This is a genomic window from Streptomyces sp. NPDC001093 (assembly GCF_040298985.1).
Taxonomy (GTDB): domain Bacteria; phylum Actinomycetota; class Actinomycetes; order Streptomycetales; family Streptomycetaceae; genus Streptomyces.
Window position 1 is genome coordinate 22,201 of record NZ_JBEPBF010000105.1, and the last position, 14,688, is coordinate 36,888.

General features: G+C 68.8%; 10 protein-coding genes. 5 read left to right on the forward strand and 5 right to left on the reverse strand.

What is annotated here, in order from left to right; all coding sequences use genetic code 11:
- Positions 1-29: 29 nt before the first annotated feature.
- Positions 30-1,313, reverse strand: a complete 1,284-nt coding sequence (locus ABT288_RS36480) for a hypothetical protein (RefSeq protein WP_351617327.1) — start codon at positions 1,311-1,313, stop codon at positions 30-32.
- Positions 1,314-1,333: 20 nt separating this feature from the next.
- On the opposite strand from ABT288_RS36480, the gene ABT288_RS36485 reads away from it, so the two are divergent.
- Complete coding sequence (locus tag ABT288_RS36485; protein WP_351617329.1) at positions 1,334-1,660, forward strand: hypothetical protein; 327 nt, start codon at positions 1,334-1,336, stop codon at positions 1,658-1,660.
- A 430-nt stretch (positions 1,661-2,090) separates the two neighbouring features.
- On the opposite strand, the gene manD is transcribed toward ABT288_RS36485, so the two are convergent.
- A complete protein-coding gene (gene manD, locus ABT288_RS36490; protein WP_351617332.1) occupies positions 2,091-3,332 on the reverse strand; it encodes a D-mannonate dehydratase ManD in 1,242 nt (413 codons plus the stop codon).
- Between the two features lie 88 nt (positions 3,333-3,420).
- Entirely contained in the window at positions 3,421-4,866 is a 1,446-nt protein-coding gene (locus tag ABT288_RS36495) for a gluconokinase, GntK/IdnK-type (RefSeq protein WP_351617335.1), read from the reverse strand.
- A 322-nt stretch (positions 4,867-5,188) separates the two neighbouring features.
- On the opposite strand from ABT288_RS36495, the gene ABT288_RS36500 reads away from it, so the two are divergent.
- A complete protein-coding gene (locus tag ABT288_RS36500; RefSeq protein ID WP_351617338.1) occupies positions 5,189-5,386 on the forward strand; it encodes a hypothetical protein in 198 nt (65 codons plus the stop codon).
- A 34-nt stretch (positions 5,387-5,420) separates the two neighbouring features.
- On the opposite strand, the gene ABT288_RS36505 is transcribed toward ABT288_RS36500, so the two are convergent.
- The gene (locus tag ABT288_RS36505) at positions 5,421-6,410 is read right to left on the reverse strand and encodes a helix-turn-helix transcriptional regulator (RefSeq protein ID WP_351617341.1); all 990 of its coding nucleotides are present in this window, start codon (positions 6,408-6,410) and stop codon (positions 5,421-5,423) included.
- Positions 6,411-6,707: 297 nt separating this feature from the next.
- On the opposite strand from ABT288_RS36505, the gene ABT288_RS36510 reads away from it, so the two are divergent.
- The gene (locus tag ABT288_RS36510) at positions 6,708-8,213 is read left to right on the forward strand and encodes a S53 family peptidase (RefSeq protein ID WP_351617344.1); all 1,506 of its coding nucleotides are present in this window, start codon (positions 6,708-6,710) and stop codon (positions 8,211-8,213) included.
- Positions 8,214-8,280: 67 nt separating this feature from the next.
- Here the strand turns inward: ABT288_RS36510 and ABT288_RS36515 are convergent, their stop codons facing one another.
- Positions 8,281-9,867, reverse strand: coding sequence for a Na+/H+ antiporter (locus ABT288_RS36515; protein ID WP_351617347.1), 1,587 nt, complete (start codon positions 9,865-9,867; stop codon positions 8,281-8,283).
- A gap of 533 nt (positions 9,868-10,400) precedes the next feature.
- Here ABT288_RS36515 and ABT288_RS36520 point away from each other — a divergent pair.
- Together ABT288_RS36520 and ABT288_RS36525 are read left to right on the forward strand one after the other, a co-directional pair.
- Complete coding sequence (locus ABT288_RS36520; RefSeq protein ID WP_351617355.1) at positions 10,401-12,659, forward strand: SpoIIE family protein phosphatase; 2,259 nt, start codon at positions 10,401-10,403, stop codon at positions 12,657-12,659.
- Between the two features lie 679 nt (positions 12,660-13,338).
- Positions 13,339-14,541, forward strand: a complete 1,203-nt coding sequence (locus tag ABT288_RS36525) for a L,D-transpeptidase (RefSeq protein ID WP_351617350.1) — start codon at positions 13,339-13,341, stop codon at positions 14,539-14,541.
- Positions 14,542-14,688: the final 147 nt, after the last annotated feature.

Below are 14,688 nucleotides of genomic sequence, written 5' to 3' on the forward strand. Positions count from 1 at the left end.
GCGACGGGGGGTGTCCAGCCAGGCGACTCTCACTGCACAAGGTCAGTTTCCGGCCGACTGCCCAGGACTCGCGTCGTCATGTCCCAGGCGGCCTGCCACATCGAGTCGCCGGAGGCGAGGAAGGTCTCAATGGTTTCACGATCCGGATATGCGAATCTGACCTCTTCGGGAGTAGTACCCCGCCGGAATTCCCCGGACGTCTCATACAGGTTCGCCAGCAGTGAGTAGAACACTGTCTCGCGCCGGCACCTCTTGTCCCAATCGTCCAGCATCGCCGGTTCGTAGTGGAGAGAGGAGACCGGAACCGCGTTGTAACCGGTCGCCACCTTGCCGAAGAACCCTCCCAGAGCAGCAAAATTGAGCACGTTCAGGGACCTGACACAATGGACGAATCCAGCCTTTTCCATACTCAGCCAATCGCGCATTTCCGCAGGATAGGCTTCGGCCATTTTGGTGCTGGCAACAGTGAACATGTCACGACGAACAATGGGGTGCGAGTAGATGCCACCCTCATAGGCCCCCATTCGTTTGCGATGGGCGTCGTACAGTGCGTACAACATCGTAACCGCGTAGGACAACCGGAAGTGCCCCACCGGCATGCTGACGTCCAGTCCGCGTTCCAGCCCGGCCTTGACGCCGATCCGCTGGGCGTCGATCACCCAATACGTTGCCATGATGTCGGCGTCCGTCTCAGCGAATCGCTTGAACACCTGTTCCTCCAGCGGGTCACTGATCACTCCAGCGCGTTTGAAGTGCCGGAATGCCGCACCGTGCCGGCGGTGTACGTGTGCGCCCTCGTGTCCGGCGATGAACATGACGGCCAGGGAAGTCAGCGACTTGGCGTCGTAATCGGCATCATCCGTGCCTCTCACCCTGGCGTACAGTGCCGCGATGTCCCGCCACCAGTTGTCGTCAGCTCTGGCAGCACCGAAAAGGGACTCCAGCTCGGCCGGGAGCCGCCATCGGTCCTCCCACGTCGCGTCCATGCCCGCGCACGTCAAAAGCGGCGCCTTGACATGCAGGTACCCGCACAGGAGGTGCGCCAGAACGTAGACGCGACATACCAGTCCGAGGGGGATTGCTATGGCGTAGTGGTGCGGCCCGACTTCCTTGGTTCGACAGGTGAAGAAGGGGGATCTCACCAGTTCTATCTCTGTGGAAACCCCGACGAGGCGATCATAGTCGGACAACTGTGCCCGCACATGCAGGAATGCATTCAGGCACGCCTCGACCGCTTCATCATCCATGAAACTCGGAAAGTCGCTTCGCTCTGCCGTTCCCCCCAGAGCGTCCATGAAAGTGGCGACTTCCACATCGCCCCCTAACTCGCAGTGTGACCTCGGCAGAGCTTGTGCACGCCGACCTGGACAACTTTCATCGCCAGGACGGCTGCGGGAACTTCGACGTGCAGATTCGCCTGCATAATGGCATCGGCGATCGCCGCGACAAGCAAGTAGTTGTTGTCACCCGGGTTCTCCATGGCCTGCATGACCGCGGTGCGACCGCAAACCGCATCTCGCACCCTGTTCTGGATGGAGGAAAACCACCTCCGCGCGATGAAGACGTGTTCTTCCTCATCGTCCTCGCGATTGCCGAAGTCATCACCGACCAGATGCTGCGCGATGAGGAGATCGATATCACGCTCGGAGGCATTCAGTAGTTCATCGATATGATTCTGCATTTCTCCCACCCCGTAAAGTTCGAAACCTGAGTGTAGCCCTGTACGTCACTCGTCCGCCGCGGAATGGGACGATCCGGAGTTTGCCCTGGGCCCTGGCCACAGGAGGGATGCCGTCGACGAGGGCGGGGGTCTGGGTGACGTCGTCGACGTAGTAGTCGATCGCGGGCGTGGCCCCCTCCATCAGCTCCGGATACGGCTACGACACTCGTCGACGGCGTCCCCGCCATCCTCTTCGTGCTCGGCGAGCGGGTCGGCGGCGCCGTGACGTTCGACCTCACAGGCGGCAGGATCGCCACGTGCGCGGCATCGCCGCCCCCACCCGCCTCGTCCGCCTCTCCGAAGCGCGGCGAGCCTTCTCCCCCGATCGCGTTTCATGGGGTGTTGCACGGACAGGCCAGACCCCCCGGCTTCACCAGTCGTGCACGGTCCCGTCGTGCAGCCTGTTGACCGGCAAGTACGCCTGCTGATAGGGGAAGTGGCGTGCCGCTTCGAGGTCGAGTTCCACGCCGAGCCCCGGGGTGTCGGTCGGGTGCAGCAGTCCCTCCTCGAACCGGTAGGAGGTGCGGAACACCTCCAGGGTCCGCTCGGAGTGCCGCATGTACTCCTGGATACCGAAGTTGTGGACGGCGAGGTCGAGATGGAGCGCGGCGGCCATGCCCACCGGGGAGATGTCGGTGGGGCCGTGCATCCCGGACTTGATCTGGTAGAGGGCCGCGCGGTCGAGCAGCTTCTTCATCGCGGTGACGCCTCCGATGTGGGTCACCGCGGAGCGCACGTAGTCGATCAGCCGCTCGCTCAGCAACGTGGTGTAGTCGTAGACGGAGTTGAAGACCTCGCCGATCGCCAGCGGTGTCGTCGTGTGTCGGCGGATCAGGCGCAGCGCCGTCTGGTCCTCCGCGGGTGTGGCGTCCTCCAGCCAGAACAGGTCGTACGGTTCAAGGGACTTGCCCAGCTGAGCGGCCTGGATCGGCGTCATCCGGTGGTGTCCGTCGTGCAGCAGCGGCAGCTCGGGGCCGAACTCCGCCCGGACGGCCTCGAAGACGGCGGGCAGGTGCCGTAGGTACGCGCGCGTGTCCCAGGTCTCGACGGTGGGCCGGGCCCGGTCGCCGGTCGTGCGGCGCGCGGGCTCGTAGTCGTAGCGCTCTCCGTCGCCTGCGGTCGAGGCGGCCACGCCGTACACCGAGCCGAAGCCGGGGATCCCGGTCTGGATGCGGATGGCCCGGTAGCCCTGTGCGAGGTGCGCGCGGACGGAATCGAGCAGTTCGGCCACGTCGCGGCCGGACGCGTGTCCGTAGGCGAGGGCGCCGGTGCGGGACGCGCCGCCGAGGAGCTGGTAGAGGGGCATGCCCGCGTACTTGGCCTTGATGTCCCACAGCGCCGTGTCCACGGCCGCGACGGCCGCCATGGTCACGGGGCCGCCCCGCCAGTACACACCTCGGTAGAGGTACTGCCAGGTGTCCTCGATGCGGGAGGCGTCCCTGCCGATGAGCAGGGGTACGACATGGTCGGCGAGGTAGGAGCGGACGGCCAGTTCGAGGCCGTTGAGGGTGGCGTCACCGAGGCCGACGACGCCGTCCTCGGTGGTGATGCGCAAGGTGACGAAATTCCGTCCCGGGCTGGTGACGATCACCTCGGCGGACACGATCTGCATGGTGAATCCCCCTCTTTCCGTCGGTCCGGTCGGTCTGCACGCTGAGCACGACGACGCGCGGCGCAGCGCACCGTGATGAGTCCGGGTGTCAGCGGCCCCAGGTGCGCCGGGCCAGTTCGGTCTGAACCTCGGCGACGATGCGTTCCACCGGCAGGGTGGCGCTGATGGTCATCCCGGCTTCGTCGTCCTCGAGTGGTTCCAGGCCCTCGAACTGCGACGACACCAGCGAGGCGGGCATGAAGTGCGAGGTCCGGTTCGCCACGCGGGACGTGGCCTCGTCCTCTTCGAGCGTCAGGTGCACGAAGAACGCGTCGGGCCTGGCCACCCGCAGCAACTCGCGGTAGATGCGTCTGAGGGCCGAGCAGGTGATCACCAGCCCTTCCTCCGCGCCCGCCATCCGCATCCGGCCCGCGATGGCGGCCAGCCACGGACTGCGGGTGCGGTCGTCGAGCGCGGTACGGTTCTCCATCGACTCCACGTTGCGCCTGGGATGGAAGCGATCGCCCTCTTCGAACGGCACCCGGAGCGAGTCCGCGAGGTACTGGCCCACGGTGGTCTTGCCGCATCCGCTGACCCCCATGACGACGACGGGGGCACGACGGGCGTGGAACAAGGCGGCCATGGCGTCCTGGAAGCCGGCTCGATGAGCGGATGGCAGGCCGTTGGCGTTGAACTGCTCCAGGCCGGTCCGCAGTCGGTCGCGTACACCGGGATCGCGCAGCCGCCCGCTTCGGATCTCGGCGAGCAGGGCCTCCGCGAAGGCCTCGGCGGCCGTGGGCAGCCCCTGGTCGACGGCGTAGGCCAGCCCCATGTGCAGCCACATGGCGATCGGCTCGGGCCGGGTGGGATACCGCTGGACGTTGTCGGCTCCGACGACGGCCCGCGTCGGCGTGACCACGGCCTCCTGGTGAGCGCCTGCCCAGTTTCTGTCGATCCGGTGATTCAGCGCCATGACGACCGGATGGGACAGGCGCCGGAACAGCTCGTTGCGCGAGCCGGCGAGAAGAGACCGATGGAAGGCCGCGTCCACGTCCCGGAAGCGCTGCCGGATGGCCGCGCCCTCCCGCGGTTGCGCGAAGTCCGGGTCCTGGCTCAGGGCGAGCAGGGTGCGGGCGTTGCCGGTCAGATCGTGGCAGATCTCCGCGGACCGGCTCAGCGCGGCCAGCCTGGCCGCGCGCGGCTCGATCACCTCCCGCAACTCGGTCAGTGACCGCATCTGGCTGTCGGGGGCCACCTCCAGACGCCAGGCGATCACGTCGGGGTCCAACAGGTCCCACCGTTCCAGCGGCTGAACGGTGGCCCCGATCCGTGGCTGCAGATTGACCAGGCCCTTCTGGTGCAGCGTCTGCAGGACCTCGCGGGCCATGGGCCGGGTGATGTCGAACTCATGCGTGACGGCGTCCACGGTGAGGTGATGATCGCGCGGCTTGTCGCCTTCCACGATCTGGCAGCCCAGTTGTTCCACCACCTTGGCGGTGGAGCCCCGTGACGCGTCCTCGGGACCTTCGAGCGGGTCGGCTTCGGGACCAGTCATGGCAGAGACGCTAAATCACAGCGGCGAGTTGGTCAGCCATCCGAGCGCCGACAAAAGGAGCACAAAGGGCCGTAGGGGCGTACACCGGAGCACACCGCGGGCAACGACCGCCCCCGCGCGCACCCTATGGCGACCGATGAGACATCAGAGGACTTTCCTGATCTATCCCATATGCGTACCGTGGTCGCTCATTCGAAGTGTTTCGGTGATATCGACGATCAGCCACGGCACGTGGGCAAGTGCCGTCGCCAGACCGTATCGATGCGCGGCAGCTGACGCAGGGCTGCCTCAACCCGCTCTGACGCAGCCGCAGGAGAGCCGTATGCCCGAACAGACCTCGCCCACGCCACCGCCGGAGCGGTTGTCACTGCGCTGGGCGCTCATCCTCTTGGCCGCAGTGGTGGCGGGACTGCTGACGGGACTGCTGACGTACGCCCAGTCCCGCAACTGGCCGGCCTCACTCCTGGCAGCACTCGGAGCGATCGGCGCGACCCTTGTAAGCCTTCCGCTGCTGCTGTGAAGCACCGGCGAGGGGTGCCCGGCCGCCCTGGCCGTCAGGATTGGCGGGCACGGGTCGCGAGGCGGTCGGCGAACGCTCTGACGAGGTCACGCAGTTCGTCGGGGCGTTCGATGACGAACGGCCGGTCGAGCGAGGCCAGCACCCCAGGCAGCCAGTCGAGTCGCTCCACCCGCATGTCGACGTGCAGCCAGCGCTCGGCCGCAGGATCCTCACCCGCCGCGGACTCCGGCTCCTCCACGCTCGCGATGCCGGCGGGAAGCCGAGCACGGATCTGCTCCACCGTCCCGTGGATCCGCAAGGTCACCTCATGCCGGTACGCCGCCGTGGCGAACCCGGACAGGACACGCTGCGCCGGGTCGTGTCCGGACGGCGCCTCGAACGACCCGGCCAGGGTCCGCACGTCTGTGATGCGGTCGAGTCGGAAGGTCCGTTCCTCCCCGATCCCGGGATCCGTGCCGGTGACATACCAGCGGCCCGAGTGAGCCACCACCCCGAACGGGTGCAGCATGCGCTCGCTGCGCCGGCCCTCGCGGTCGGCGTACCTGATCGAGACGGGTCGGCGGTGACGTACGGCATCTGCCACGGCGAGCAGGACGCCGGCGTCAGGGGTGGCGAACTCCCCGGGCGGTTCCGTGAAGGAGAGGGAGTCCAGGACGGTGTCGAGCCGGCGGGCGAGGCGCTCGGGCAGTACTCGCCGGATCTTGGCCGCCGCCGTCTCACCCGCGGTGGCTGTCGTCGCCGTCAACCCCGTCCGGCGTCCGGCGATCAGGCCGAGCAGCACGGCGAGCGCCTCCTCGTCGCTGAGCATCAGCGGAGGCAAGCGGTAGCCGGGGCCGAGACGGTAGCCGCCGTAGCGGCCGCGCACTGCCTCGACGGGCACTTCGAGGTCGATCAGGTGGTCCACGTACCGGCGCACGGTGCGTGGGTCGACGTCGAGCCGGTCGGCCAGTTCGGCCAGCGTCCGGGTGCCGCCCGACTGCAGCAGTTCCAGGAGGGTGAGCACGCGGCTCGTTGGTCTCGACACGATCCGAGCCTACTGCGCATACTGGACCGATTCTGTCCTCTATACGGCCTGGCGACCGACTTGGTCGACGAACCCACCACCCTGCCCTGGGGGAAACCGGTCGCTGCTGTTCCGCGACCCCGGGCACCGCCGCTCAACTGGTCCAGCGGTAGCCCTCTTTGGTCATTGTTGACAGAACACGTCTATCGGCCCGGCAACCGCGAGAGTACCCTCGCCCCGTCCGCAACCCCTGTGCCATCACCCCCCACCTGAGGGGCGGACGCGCAAGTCCCCTTTCCACCTGAAGAGAGGACTCTGATGGCACGCACCATCAGACGGTGGCTGCTCGCGGGGGTGGGCACCCTCAGCCTCGCAGCGGCGGGCGCCGTGCCCGCGACGAGCGCTGCCCACCAGGCAACCTATCCGCACGTACGGCCGACTGTCGCCGAGTACACGCAGCTGACGACCAGCCAGTCTCCGCCGACGCAAGCTCAGTGCGCGTCAGTGGGACGCCGCTGTTTCACCCCGCAGGCGGTCCAGGCGGCCTACAACGTAGGCCCGCTGTACTCGGCCGGAGACGACGGCCGCGGTCAGACGATCGCCGTCGTCGACTCCTACGGCAGCGACACCATGGCTCACGACCTGCACGTCTTCGACCGGGCCTTCGGCCTCGCGTCCATGTGCGGGGAAGAGAACGTCAGCTGTGCCCCCGGCATGCCCACCTTCAGCGAGCTTCATCTGCAGGGCTCGCCCGCCACCAAGGCGCCACCGTCCACGAGCAGTTCCCCCGGACAGGAGGACAAGAGCGCGTGGGCGCTGGAGGTGGCCCTCGACGTCGAGACCGCCCACGCGATGGCACCCGGTGCCAACATCCTGCTGGTCACCACCCCCACCGCCGAGACCCTCGGGGTGCAGGGCTTCCCTCAGATGATGGCTGCCGAGCAGTACGTCGTCGAACACCACCTCGCGACCGTCATCTCGCAGTCCTTCGCCTCCGCGGAGGGCGCCTTCGGCAGCGCCCATTCGCTGGAGAACCTGCGCTACGCCTACAAGGCGGCGGCACAGAACGGCGTCACCGTGCTCGGCTCGTCGGGTGACGACGGAAGCGCCGGTTCGGCCAAGGCGCCTGTGGGCAAGGGCGGTTCGACGCTGGCCGGTCCCGCCGTCGAGTGGCCCGCGTCCGACCCGCTGGTCACCGGAGTCGGCGGCACGGACCTGTGCACCGACCCGGGTGCCACCCAGGGCAGGGTCGTCGACAGCGTCTCCCCGCCAGGGGCCTGCCAGAAGGCCCCCGGCCAGTCGGAGATCGGCTGGATCGGCTCCGGTGGCGGATACAGCAGCGTCTTCGCCAAGCCGGACTACCAGTCGGGCGCGATGCCGGTCGGCAGCACCTCCATCGGCGCGACGCGCGGCGTTCCGGACGTCTCCCTGCAGGCGAGCCCGTCCACGGGAGCGCTGGTGTACCTGTCTCTCCCGCCCGACGGCCAGAGCGGGCTGAAGTGCGGCAGCGCACCGTGCAGCACGGGCTGGTACGACATCGGCGGCACCTCGTTGGCATGTCCCGAGTGGGCGGGCCTGGTCTCCCTCGCCGACCAGATCAACGGCGGTGGACTCGGACAGATCAACCCGGCTCTGTACAAGCTCGCGTCGGACCCGGCCACGTACGCGGCCGACTTCAACGACGTCACCGTGGGCAACAACACCGCCGAAACCTCGGTGCCGGGCTACTCGGCCACCACAGGATGGGACCCGGTCACCGGACTGGGCACGCCGAACGCGGCGAAGCTCCTGCCCGACCTCGTCAGCGCCGTGCACAGCGGCTGACCTCCGGGACGGCAACCGTGCATCCCGGCGGCGGTCGGCGGCGGGATGCACGGCAGCCGGGCTTCGGTCAGTCCCGGGGGCGGAGGCTGGCTTCTTCGAGGTCGAGTTCGTGCTGGATCCGGCGCCGGGTGGCGTTGCTGATCTTGTTCGCTTCGTAGAGGCGCTGGAGCTCGGCCGCCTCGATGGCGATGAGTGTCCGGCGTATCTCGCGGTAGGCGTCGGCGGGTCGGGCGTCCGGGTCGCTGTAGTGGGCGTCTTCCACCTGGTGGATGCGCGCTTCCAGATGGTGACGGGCCTGTTTCAGGGCGGCCTGCGCGGCGGCACCCAGATCGGCGAGCTGGTCCAGATCGCCCAGCAGTTTGAGCTCATCGAGAGCGGTGCGGGCGATGTGCCTGCGGGTCCGGGCCTCCTCGCGGGCGGTGTGCTCCGGTTCCAGGGCGATGCCGGAGCGGCGGACGACGGGGGCCAGGGTGAAACCCTGGAAGACGAGAGTGAGCGCGACGGTGCCGGTGGTGAGCGTGAGAATGAGCGCCCGGTGCGGCAGCGGCGCCCCTGTGTGGGTGACCAGGGGGATGGAGAGCGCGGCCGCCAGCGGCATGACGCCCCGGGTGCCCGCCCAGGACAGGACGGCCGGAACGCGCCAGGAGAGGCGGTGGTCGCCCTCCCTGTGCCGGTGGTGGATCAGGGCGGACAGCGGGAAGATCCACAGCAGGCGGATCGCCAGCAGAGTGAAGGCGATCACCGGCACCCACAGCGGCCAGCCGTGCTCGTCGTGCGCGAGATGGCGGACGGCCGAGGGGAGCTCGAGCCCGATCAGGGCGAAGACGACACTCTCCAGCAGGAAGGTCACGGTGTCGTAGACGGCGTGCACCTGGAGGCGGACGGGGGCGTCGCCGAGTTTGTGGCGGGTGCTGCCGAGGACGACCCCGGACACGATGACGGCGGTCACGCCGGAGGTGTGCGACTGCTCCGCGATGACATAGGAGGCGTAGGGAGTGACCAGCGCGATGACGGTCTCCAGCATGGCGTCGTCGGTCCGTCTGCGGATCAGGGTCACCACTGCGGCGAGCGCCGCCCCGATGAGGGCTCCGCCACCGGCGAGGATCAGGAACTGCCGGGCGGTCCCGGACACGCTGATGGCACTGCCGGACACCACGGTGGCCACGGCGACCTTGTACAGGACCAGTGAGGTGGCGTCGTTGAACAGGCTTTCCGCCTGCACCATGGCCTGCACGCGCGGTGGGAGTGACAGGCGCCGGCCGAGCGCGGTCACGGCGACGGGGTCGGTGCTGGCCAGGACGGAGCCGAGGATGAACGCGGTCGCGGTGGTGAGCGGCGTGATCGCATGGGCCACGTACCCGACGGCGAGGGCCGAGGCGAGGACCAGGCCGAAGACCAGGCCCGTCACGGGCCGCCACACGGCGCGCAGGTCGCGGACGGAGATTTCCCCGGCCGAGGCGTAGAGCAGCGGTGGCAGCACCAGCACGTTGATCACGTGAGGCGGCAGGCGGACCTCGGGAACCCAGGGCATCAGCCCCACGAGCAGACCCGCGACCACGAGGAGCGAGGGGGCGGGCAGGCTCCAGCGCCGGGCACCGGTCGCCACGGCGGTGGCCAGGACCACCAACAGCAGGACGACGATCAGGCCGGTCATGGAGCGTCCCCGGTGGGTTACGGCTTGTGCCCCCCCTGGCCAGGTGCTTTACCAACGTAACCGACGTACGGCGGTGACGCAGCCGACGGGGAGCAACGACCACCCGGTGTCCGGCGCCTCCGGCCGAGCCCGGAGGTGTCCGGCAGTCCCGGCCGGCGGTCCGGCACGGGGTCAGCGCGGCGCCGAAGGGCTGGGGGCTGGGTGCGCTGTCCGCGACACCCGCAACGTGGTGGTCGAGCAGCGGTGCCCGCCGTCGCCGCCCTGTCTGCCAGGCCGAGCCTGCCGCGCCCGTGACGCCGCGCTCGCCCGCGGCGACATCTCATCTGACCGGGCGGAGGCCGCCTTGGAGCGGTCACCGGTTCGCCTTCGGCGGACACGATCGACCGTTGTGCGGCCACTAAGCGACATACCGCCGCAGAGCCGTTCGTTTTCCGCTGGGATGACCGGTCTCATCGTGAGCCCGGGCGAGGACGAAAATGAGTGGCTTGGCCGAAACAGTTCCACCCGATCCCGCCGGCGTGGTGGGACAGCAGATGTGTCGGTGCGGCGCCGAGAGCCGGACAGGTACGCCGGGAGCCGCGGAGGAGAAGTTCCGCGGCCTGCTGGAAGCGGCGCCGGACGCGATGGTCATCGTCGACGACGCCGGAGCGATCCGCCTGGTCAACGCCCAGACCGAAGCACTCTTCGGCTACCGCCGCGAAGAACTCCTCGGCCGCCCCGTCGAACTCCTCGTCCCCGGCCGCTTCCGCACCCACCACACCGAACACCGCAACGCCTACGCCCACAACCAACAGGTCCGCCCCATGGGCGCCGGACTCGAGCTGTACGGACTGCGCAAAGACGGCACCGAATTCCCCGTCGAGATCAGCCTCAGCCCCCTCGAGACCGCCGACGGCCTCCTCGTCTCCGCCGCCGTACGCGACGTCAGCGAACGCAAAGCCGCCGAGGAAAGGTTCCGCGGCCTGCTGGAAGCGGCGCCGGACGCGATGGTCATCGTCGACGACGCCGGAGCGATCCGCCTGGTCAACGCCCAGACCGAAGCACTCTTCGGCTACCGCCGCGAAGAACTCCTCGGCCGCCCCGTCGAACTCCTCGTCCCCGGCCGCTTCCGCACCCACCACACCGAACACCGCAACGCCTACGCCCACAACCAACAGGTCCGCCCCATGGGCGCCGGACTCGAGCTGTACGGACTGCGCAAAGACGGCACCGAATTCCCCGTCGAGATCAGCCTCAGCCCCCTCGAGACCGCCGACGGCCTCCTCGTCTCCGCCGCCGTACGCGACGTCAGCGAACGCAAAGCCGCCGAAGAGCGCATCAACGAACTCGCCGCGCTCGTGGAGTCCTCGCAGGACGCCATCCTCGCCAAGACCCTCGACGGCCGCATCACCTACTGGAACGCCGCGGCCCAGCGGCTGTACGGGTTCACGGCGTCCGAGGTGCTGGGGCGGCACGTGTCGATACTGGCACCGTCCGAGCGGGACCACGAGGTCATCGCGCTCCTGGAACGGTTGCGCGAGGGCGAGAAGGTCGAGCACTTCGAGACACTGCGCGTCACCAAATCCGGCACCCTGCTGGACGTCGACGTCACCTTGTGGCCGACCCGGGCTCGCAACGGGGCGGTCGTCGGAGCCTGCGCGATCGTCCGGGACATCAGCGACCGAAAACGTGCCGAGGCGGAGTTGACGGAGCTGTACGAGCAGCAGCGGCACATCGCCCTCACGCTGCAGCGCAGTCTGATGGGCACGCCGCCCGCCATCCCGGGCCTCACCACCGCCAGCCGCTACCGCCCGGCGACACAGGGCGCCGGTGTCGGTGGTGACTGGTTCGACCTGATCCCGCTGGGCGCCGGCCGGGTCGGTGTGCTGATCGGCGATGTGATGGGCCGGGGGCTCGAGGCCGCGGCCGTCATGGGCCAACTCCGGTCCGCCGCACACGCATTGGCGAAGACCGGGTTGCAGCCCCGACAGCTGATGCAGGCCATGGAAGCCATGGTCGCCGACCTCGACGTCCCCGACCAACTGGTCACCTGCTGCTATCTGACCATCGCAGCCGACGCGGGCGAGGTGACCATATGCTCGGCCGGGCACCTGCCGGTTCTTGTCACCGTGCCCGGTGAAAGTACCCATACGCTTCCCGCGCCGGTGAACGCGCCCCTCGGCGTCGGCGGCGTGATCTACGAACAGTGCTGCACGACGATCGCCCGCGGCGCCACCCTCGTGCTCTACACGGACGGTCTGATCGAGACCCCGGGCACCGACATCGAGGACCAGCTCATCCACCTGGTGACCACCCTGGACAAACTCGCGATCACAGCTCCCGACCTGGAAGCCGCCGCCGACCACGTCCTGTCGACCATGCTCCCGGACGCCGACGGCCACGACGACGTCACGCTCCTGCTGACTCGGTTGCCCGAGGCTCCGCTGGCCACGGCCGCGACGGACCTGCCCTCGGTGCCGGAGTCCGTTCCGGCGGGCCGCGAGTTCCTCGACAAGACGCTCAGTGCCTGGGGCTGCACGAACCGCGTGGACAACGCACGCCTCCTGCTCTCCGAGATCCTCACCAACTCCGTCCAGCACGCGGAGGGCCCGATCACCCTGCACGTGTGCCGCACGGACACCGACCTCACCGTGGAGATCAGCGACCACAGCCCCCACCTGCCCCAGCCGCGGGTCGCGGCCGAGGACGACGAGTGCGGCCGCGGCCTGCTCCTCGTCCGCGCCCTTGCCGACGCCTGGGGCGTCCGCCCCACGGACGAGGGGAAGACGACATGGTTCGGCCTCAAGCTCTGAGCACGCGGCCGGGCTGACGCAGACCGGCCGATCTGGAGCCCCCTGGAGGCCTTCCCTTAGTCGATGAGTATCGCCGGCCGCCTCGAACGGGGCATCCGCCATGTGCCCGTCCTCGGCTCGGCTGCACCGAGGCACTCAGCCTGCTGGGCGCGCTCCCTGGCCGTGCCGCCTCCAGCTGTCAGCCACGGTCCACCGGCGAGCCCCGGCCAAGCCCACCCGCGTCCACCCGTCGTGGCCGACCCGCCGAGCGGCACAGATCACCGATGCCGCCCGTCCTCGGCGCCGCCGCCCACAGCACCCGCGATGCGCACGCCCGGCGGCCGACAACCCTGCCGAGGGGCCTCACGTCCTACGCCCCTTGGTTCGCCCCGTCGGCCGGCGGGGTCGTCCGCCATCACGTCAGCGCCGCTGAGTCGGCCGACCCGACCACGCCGAGACATCCGGGAGCCAGATGCGCGGCAGCCCGGCAGCCGTCAGGCCGGCTGTTGATTCCCTCGGCCGCGCTCTCGCGGCGCGTGGAATTCGCCACAATTCACTCCCTTCACGACGCATGAAGGCATAAGGGTGGACTCTTCAGGCCGGTTGCACTCCTCCGGTAACCAGCTCCAGGGATTCACGACCAGTGGCATGGGAGAAGCGCTTGATCACGGTACGTAAGCGACGCACCGGGCTGATGGCTATGGCCGGCGTATTCGGTGGCGTACTCGCCCTCACGGCCCTCGGCGGTACCAGCAACGCTGCCACCGGCGGCAACGGCTCCGGGAGTCACCCGAAATCCCAGGTGCGGGTGAATCGGGCGGCCGCCCAGGATGCTTCCGACGCCCGCATAGACATCACGCCCGGGCAGGGTGCCCATGGCGTGGGGATCAACGGCCCCGTCGAGGTCACCGTCAGCAACGGCAAGCTCACCAAGGTGACCATGACCGCCGTCGCGACCGGTGCCGGGATTCCGGGCACCCTGGCCGCTGACGGCACGTCCTGGAAGCCGAACGGCCGGCTGGAGCGCGCCACCAGATATCAGGTCGCCGCAGAGGCCGAGGACGCCAAGGGCCGCTCCGTCACCGGGAACGCCACGATCACCACGGTCTCCCCGGCCAACGACTTCATCGGGCACCTCTCCCCCGAGGACGGCTCGACCGTCGGCGTGGGCATGCCGGTGACGGTCGGCTTCGACAAGGCGATCAGCGACAAGGCCGCCGTGCAGTCGGAGATCAAGGTCAGCTCCAGCAGCGGCCAGCGAGTCGTCGGTCACTGGCTCGGCGACGACCGCCTGGACTTCCGCCCCGAGAACTACTGGAAGCCCGGCTCCACCGTCACCGTGAGGCTCAGCCACCACGGCATCCGGAAGACGGTCACGTTCACGATCGGCCGGAGTCAGATCAGCACCGTCGACGCCGGGACCAAGCAGATGACCGTCGTACGGGACGGCAAGACGATCAGGACCATCCCGATCTCGTCCGGCAGCCCCGAGCACCCGACGTACAACGGTCAGATGGTCATCTCCGAGAAGTTCGGGCACATCCATATGAACGGTGCGAGCGTCGGCCTCACGAAGAAGGACGGCAAGCCCGCGTACGACATCAAGGACGTACCGCACGCCATGCGCCTGACCGACTCGGGCACGTTCATCCACGGCAACTTCTGGGGTGCCGACTCGGTCTTCGGCAAGGTCAACACCAGCCACGGCTGCGTGGGCCTGAAGGACGTCCAGGGTGGCGGCGACGGCAGGCAGCCCGCCGCGTGGTTCTTCGACAACTCGATGATCGGTGACGTCGTGATCGTCAAGAACTCCGCGGACAGGACCACATTGGCCCCGGACAACGGCCTCGGCGACTGGAACACGCCGTGGACCGAGTGGGTCTCGGGCAGCGCGACCGGCTGACGCCGCGTCACTCCACGCACGGGAACCCGAATCCCTCCCAGCGCGCGGCGGCCGACACCAGGTCGGCCCCCCCCCGCGGCGGGAGGGGGCCCCACCCGCTGTAGACCCCCGGCGGCCCCGCCGGCCACCCGGGCCTGACGCGCGGCC

Bases quoted from the DNA above. Each gene is read 5' to 3' on its own strand.
- manD (WP_351617332.1), bottom strand. From the start codon at position 3,332: ATGCAGATCGTGTCCGCCGAGGTGATCGTCACCAGCCCGGGACGGAAT.
- ABT288_RS36495 (WP_351617335.1), bottom strand. From the start codon at position 4,866: ATGACTGGTCCCGAAGCCGACCCGCTCGAAGGTCCCGAGGACGCGTCA.
- ABT288_RS36500 (WP_351617338.1), top strand. From the start codon at position 5,189: ATGCCCGAACAGACCTCGCCCACGCCACCGCCGGAGCGGTTGTCACTG.
- ABT288_RS36510 (WP_351617344.1), top strand. From the start codon at position 6,708: ATGGCACGCACCATCAGACGGTGGCTGCTCGCGGGGGTGGGCACCCTC.
- ABT288_RS36515 (WP_351617347.1), bottom strand. From the start codon at position 9,867: ATGACCGGCCTGATCGTCGTCCTGCTGTTGGTGGTCCTGGCCACCGCC.
- ABT288_RS36520 (WP_351617355.1), top strand. From the start codon at position 10,401: ATGTGTCGGTGCGGCGCCGAGAGCCGGACAGGTACGCCGGGAGCCGCG.
- ABT288_RS36525 (WP_351617350.1), top strand. From the start codon at position 13,339: ATGGCCGGCGTATTCGGTGGCGTACTCGCCCTCACGGCCCTCGGCGGT.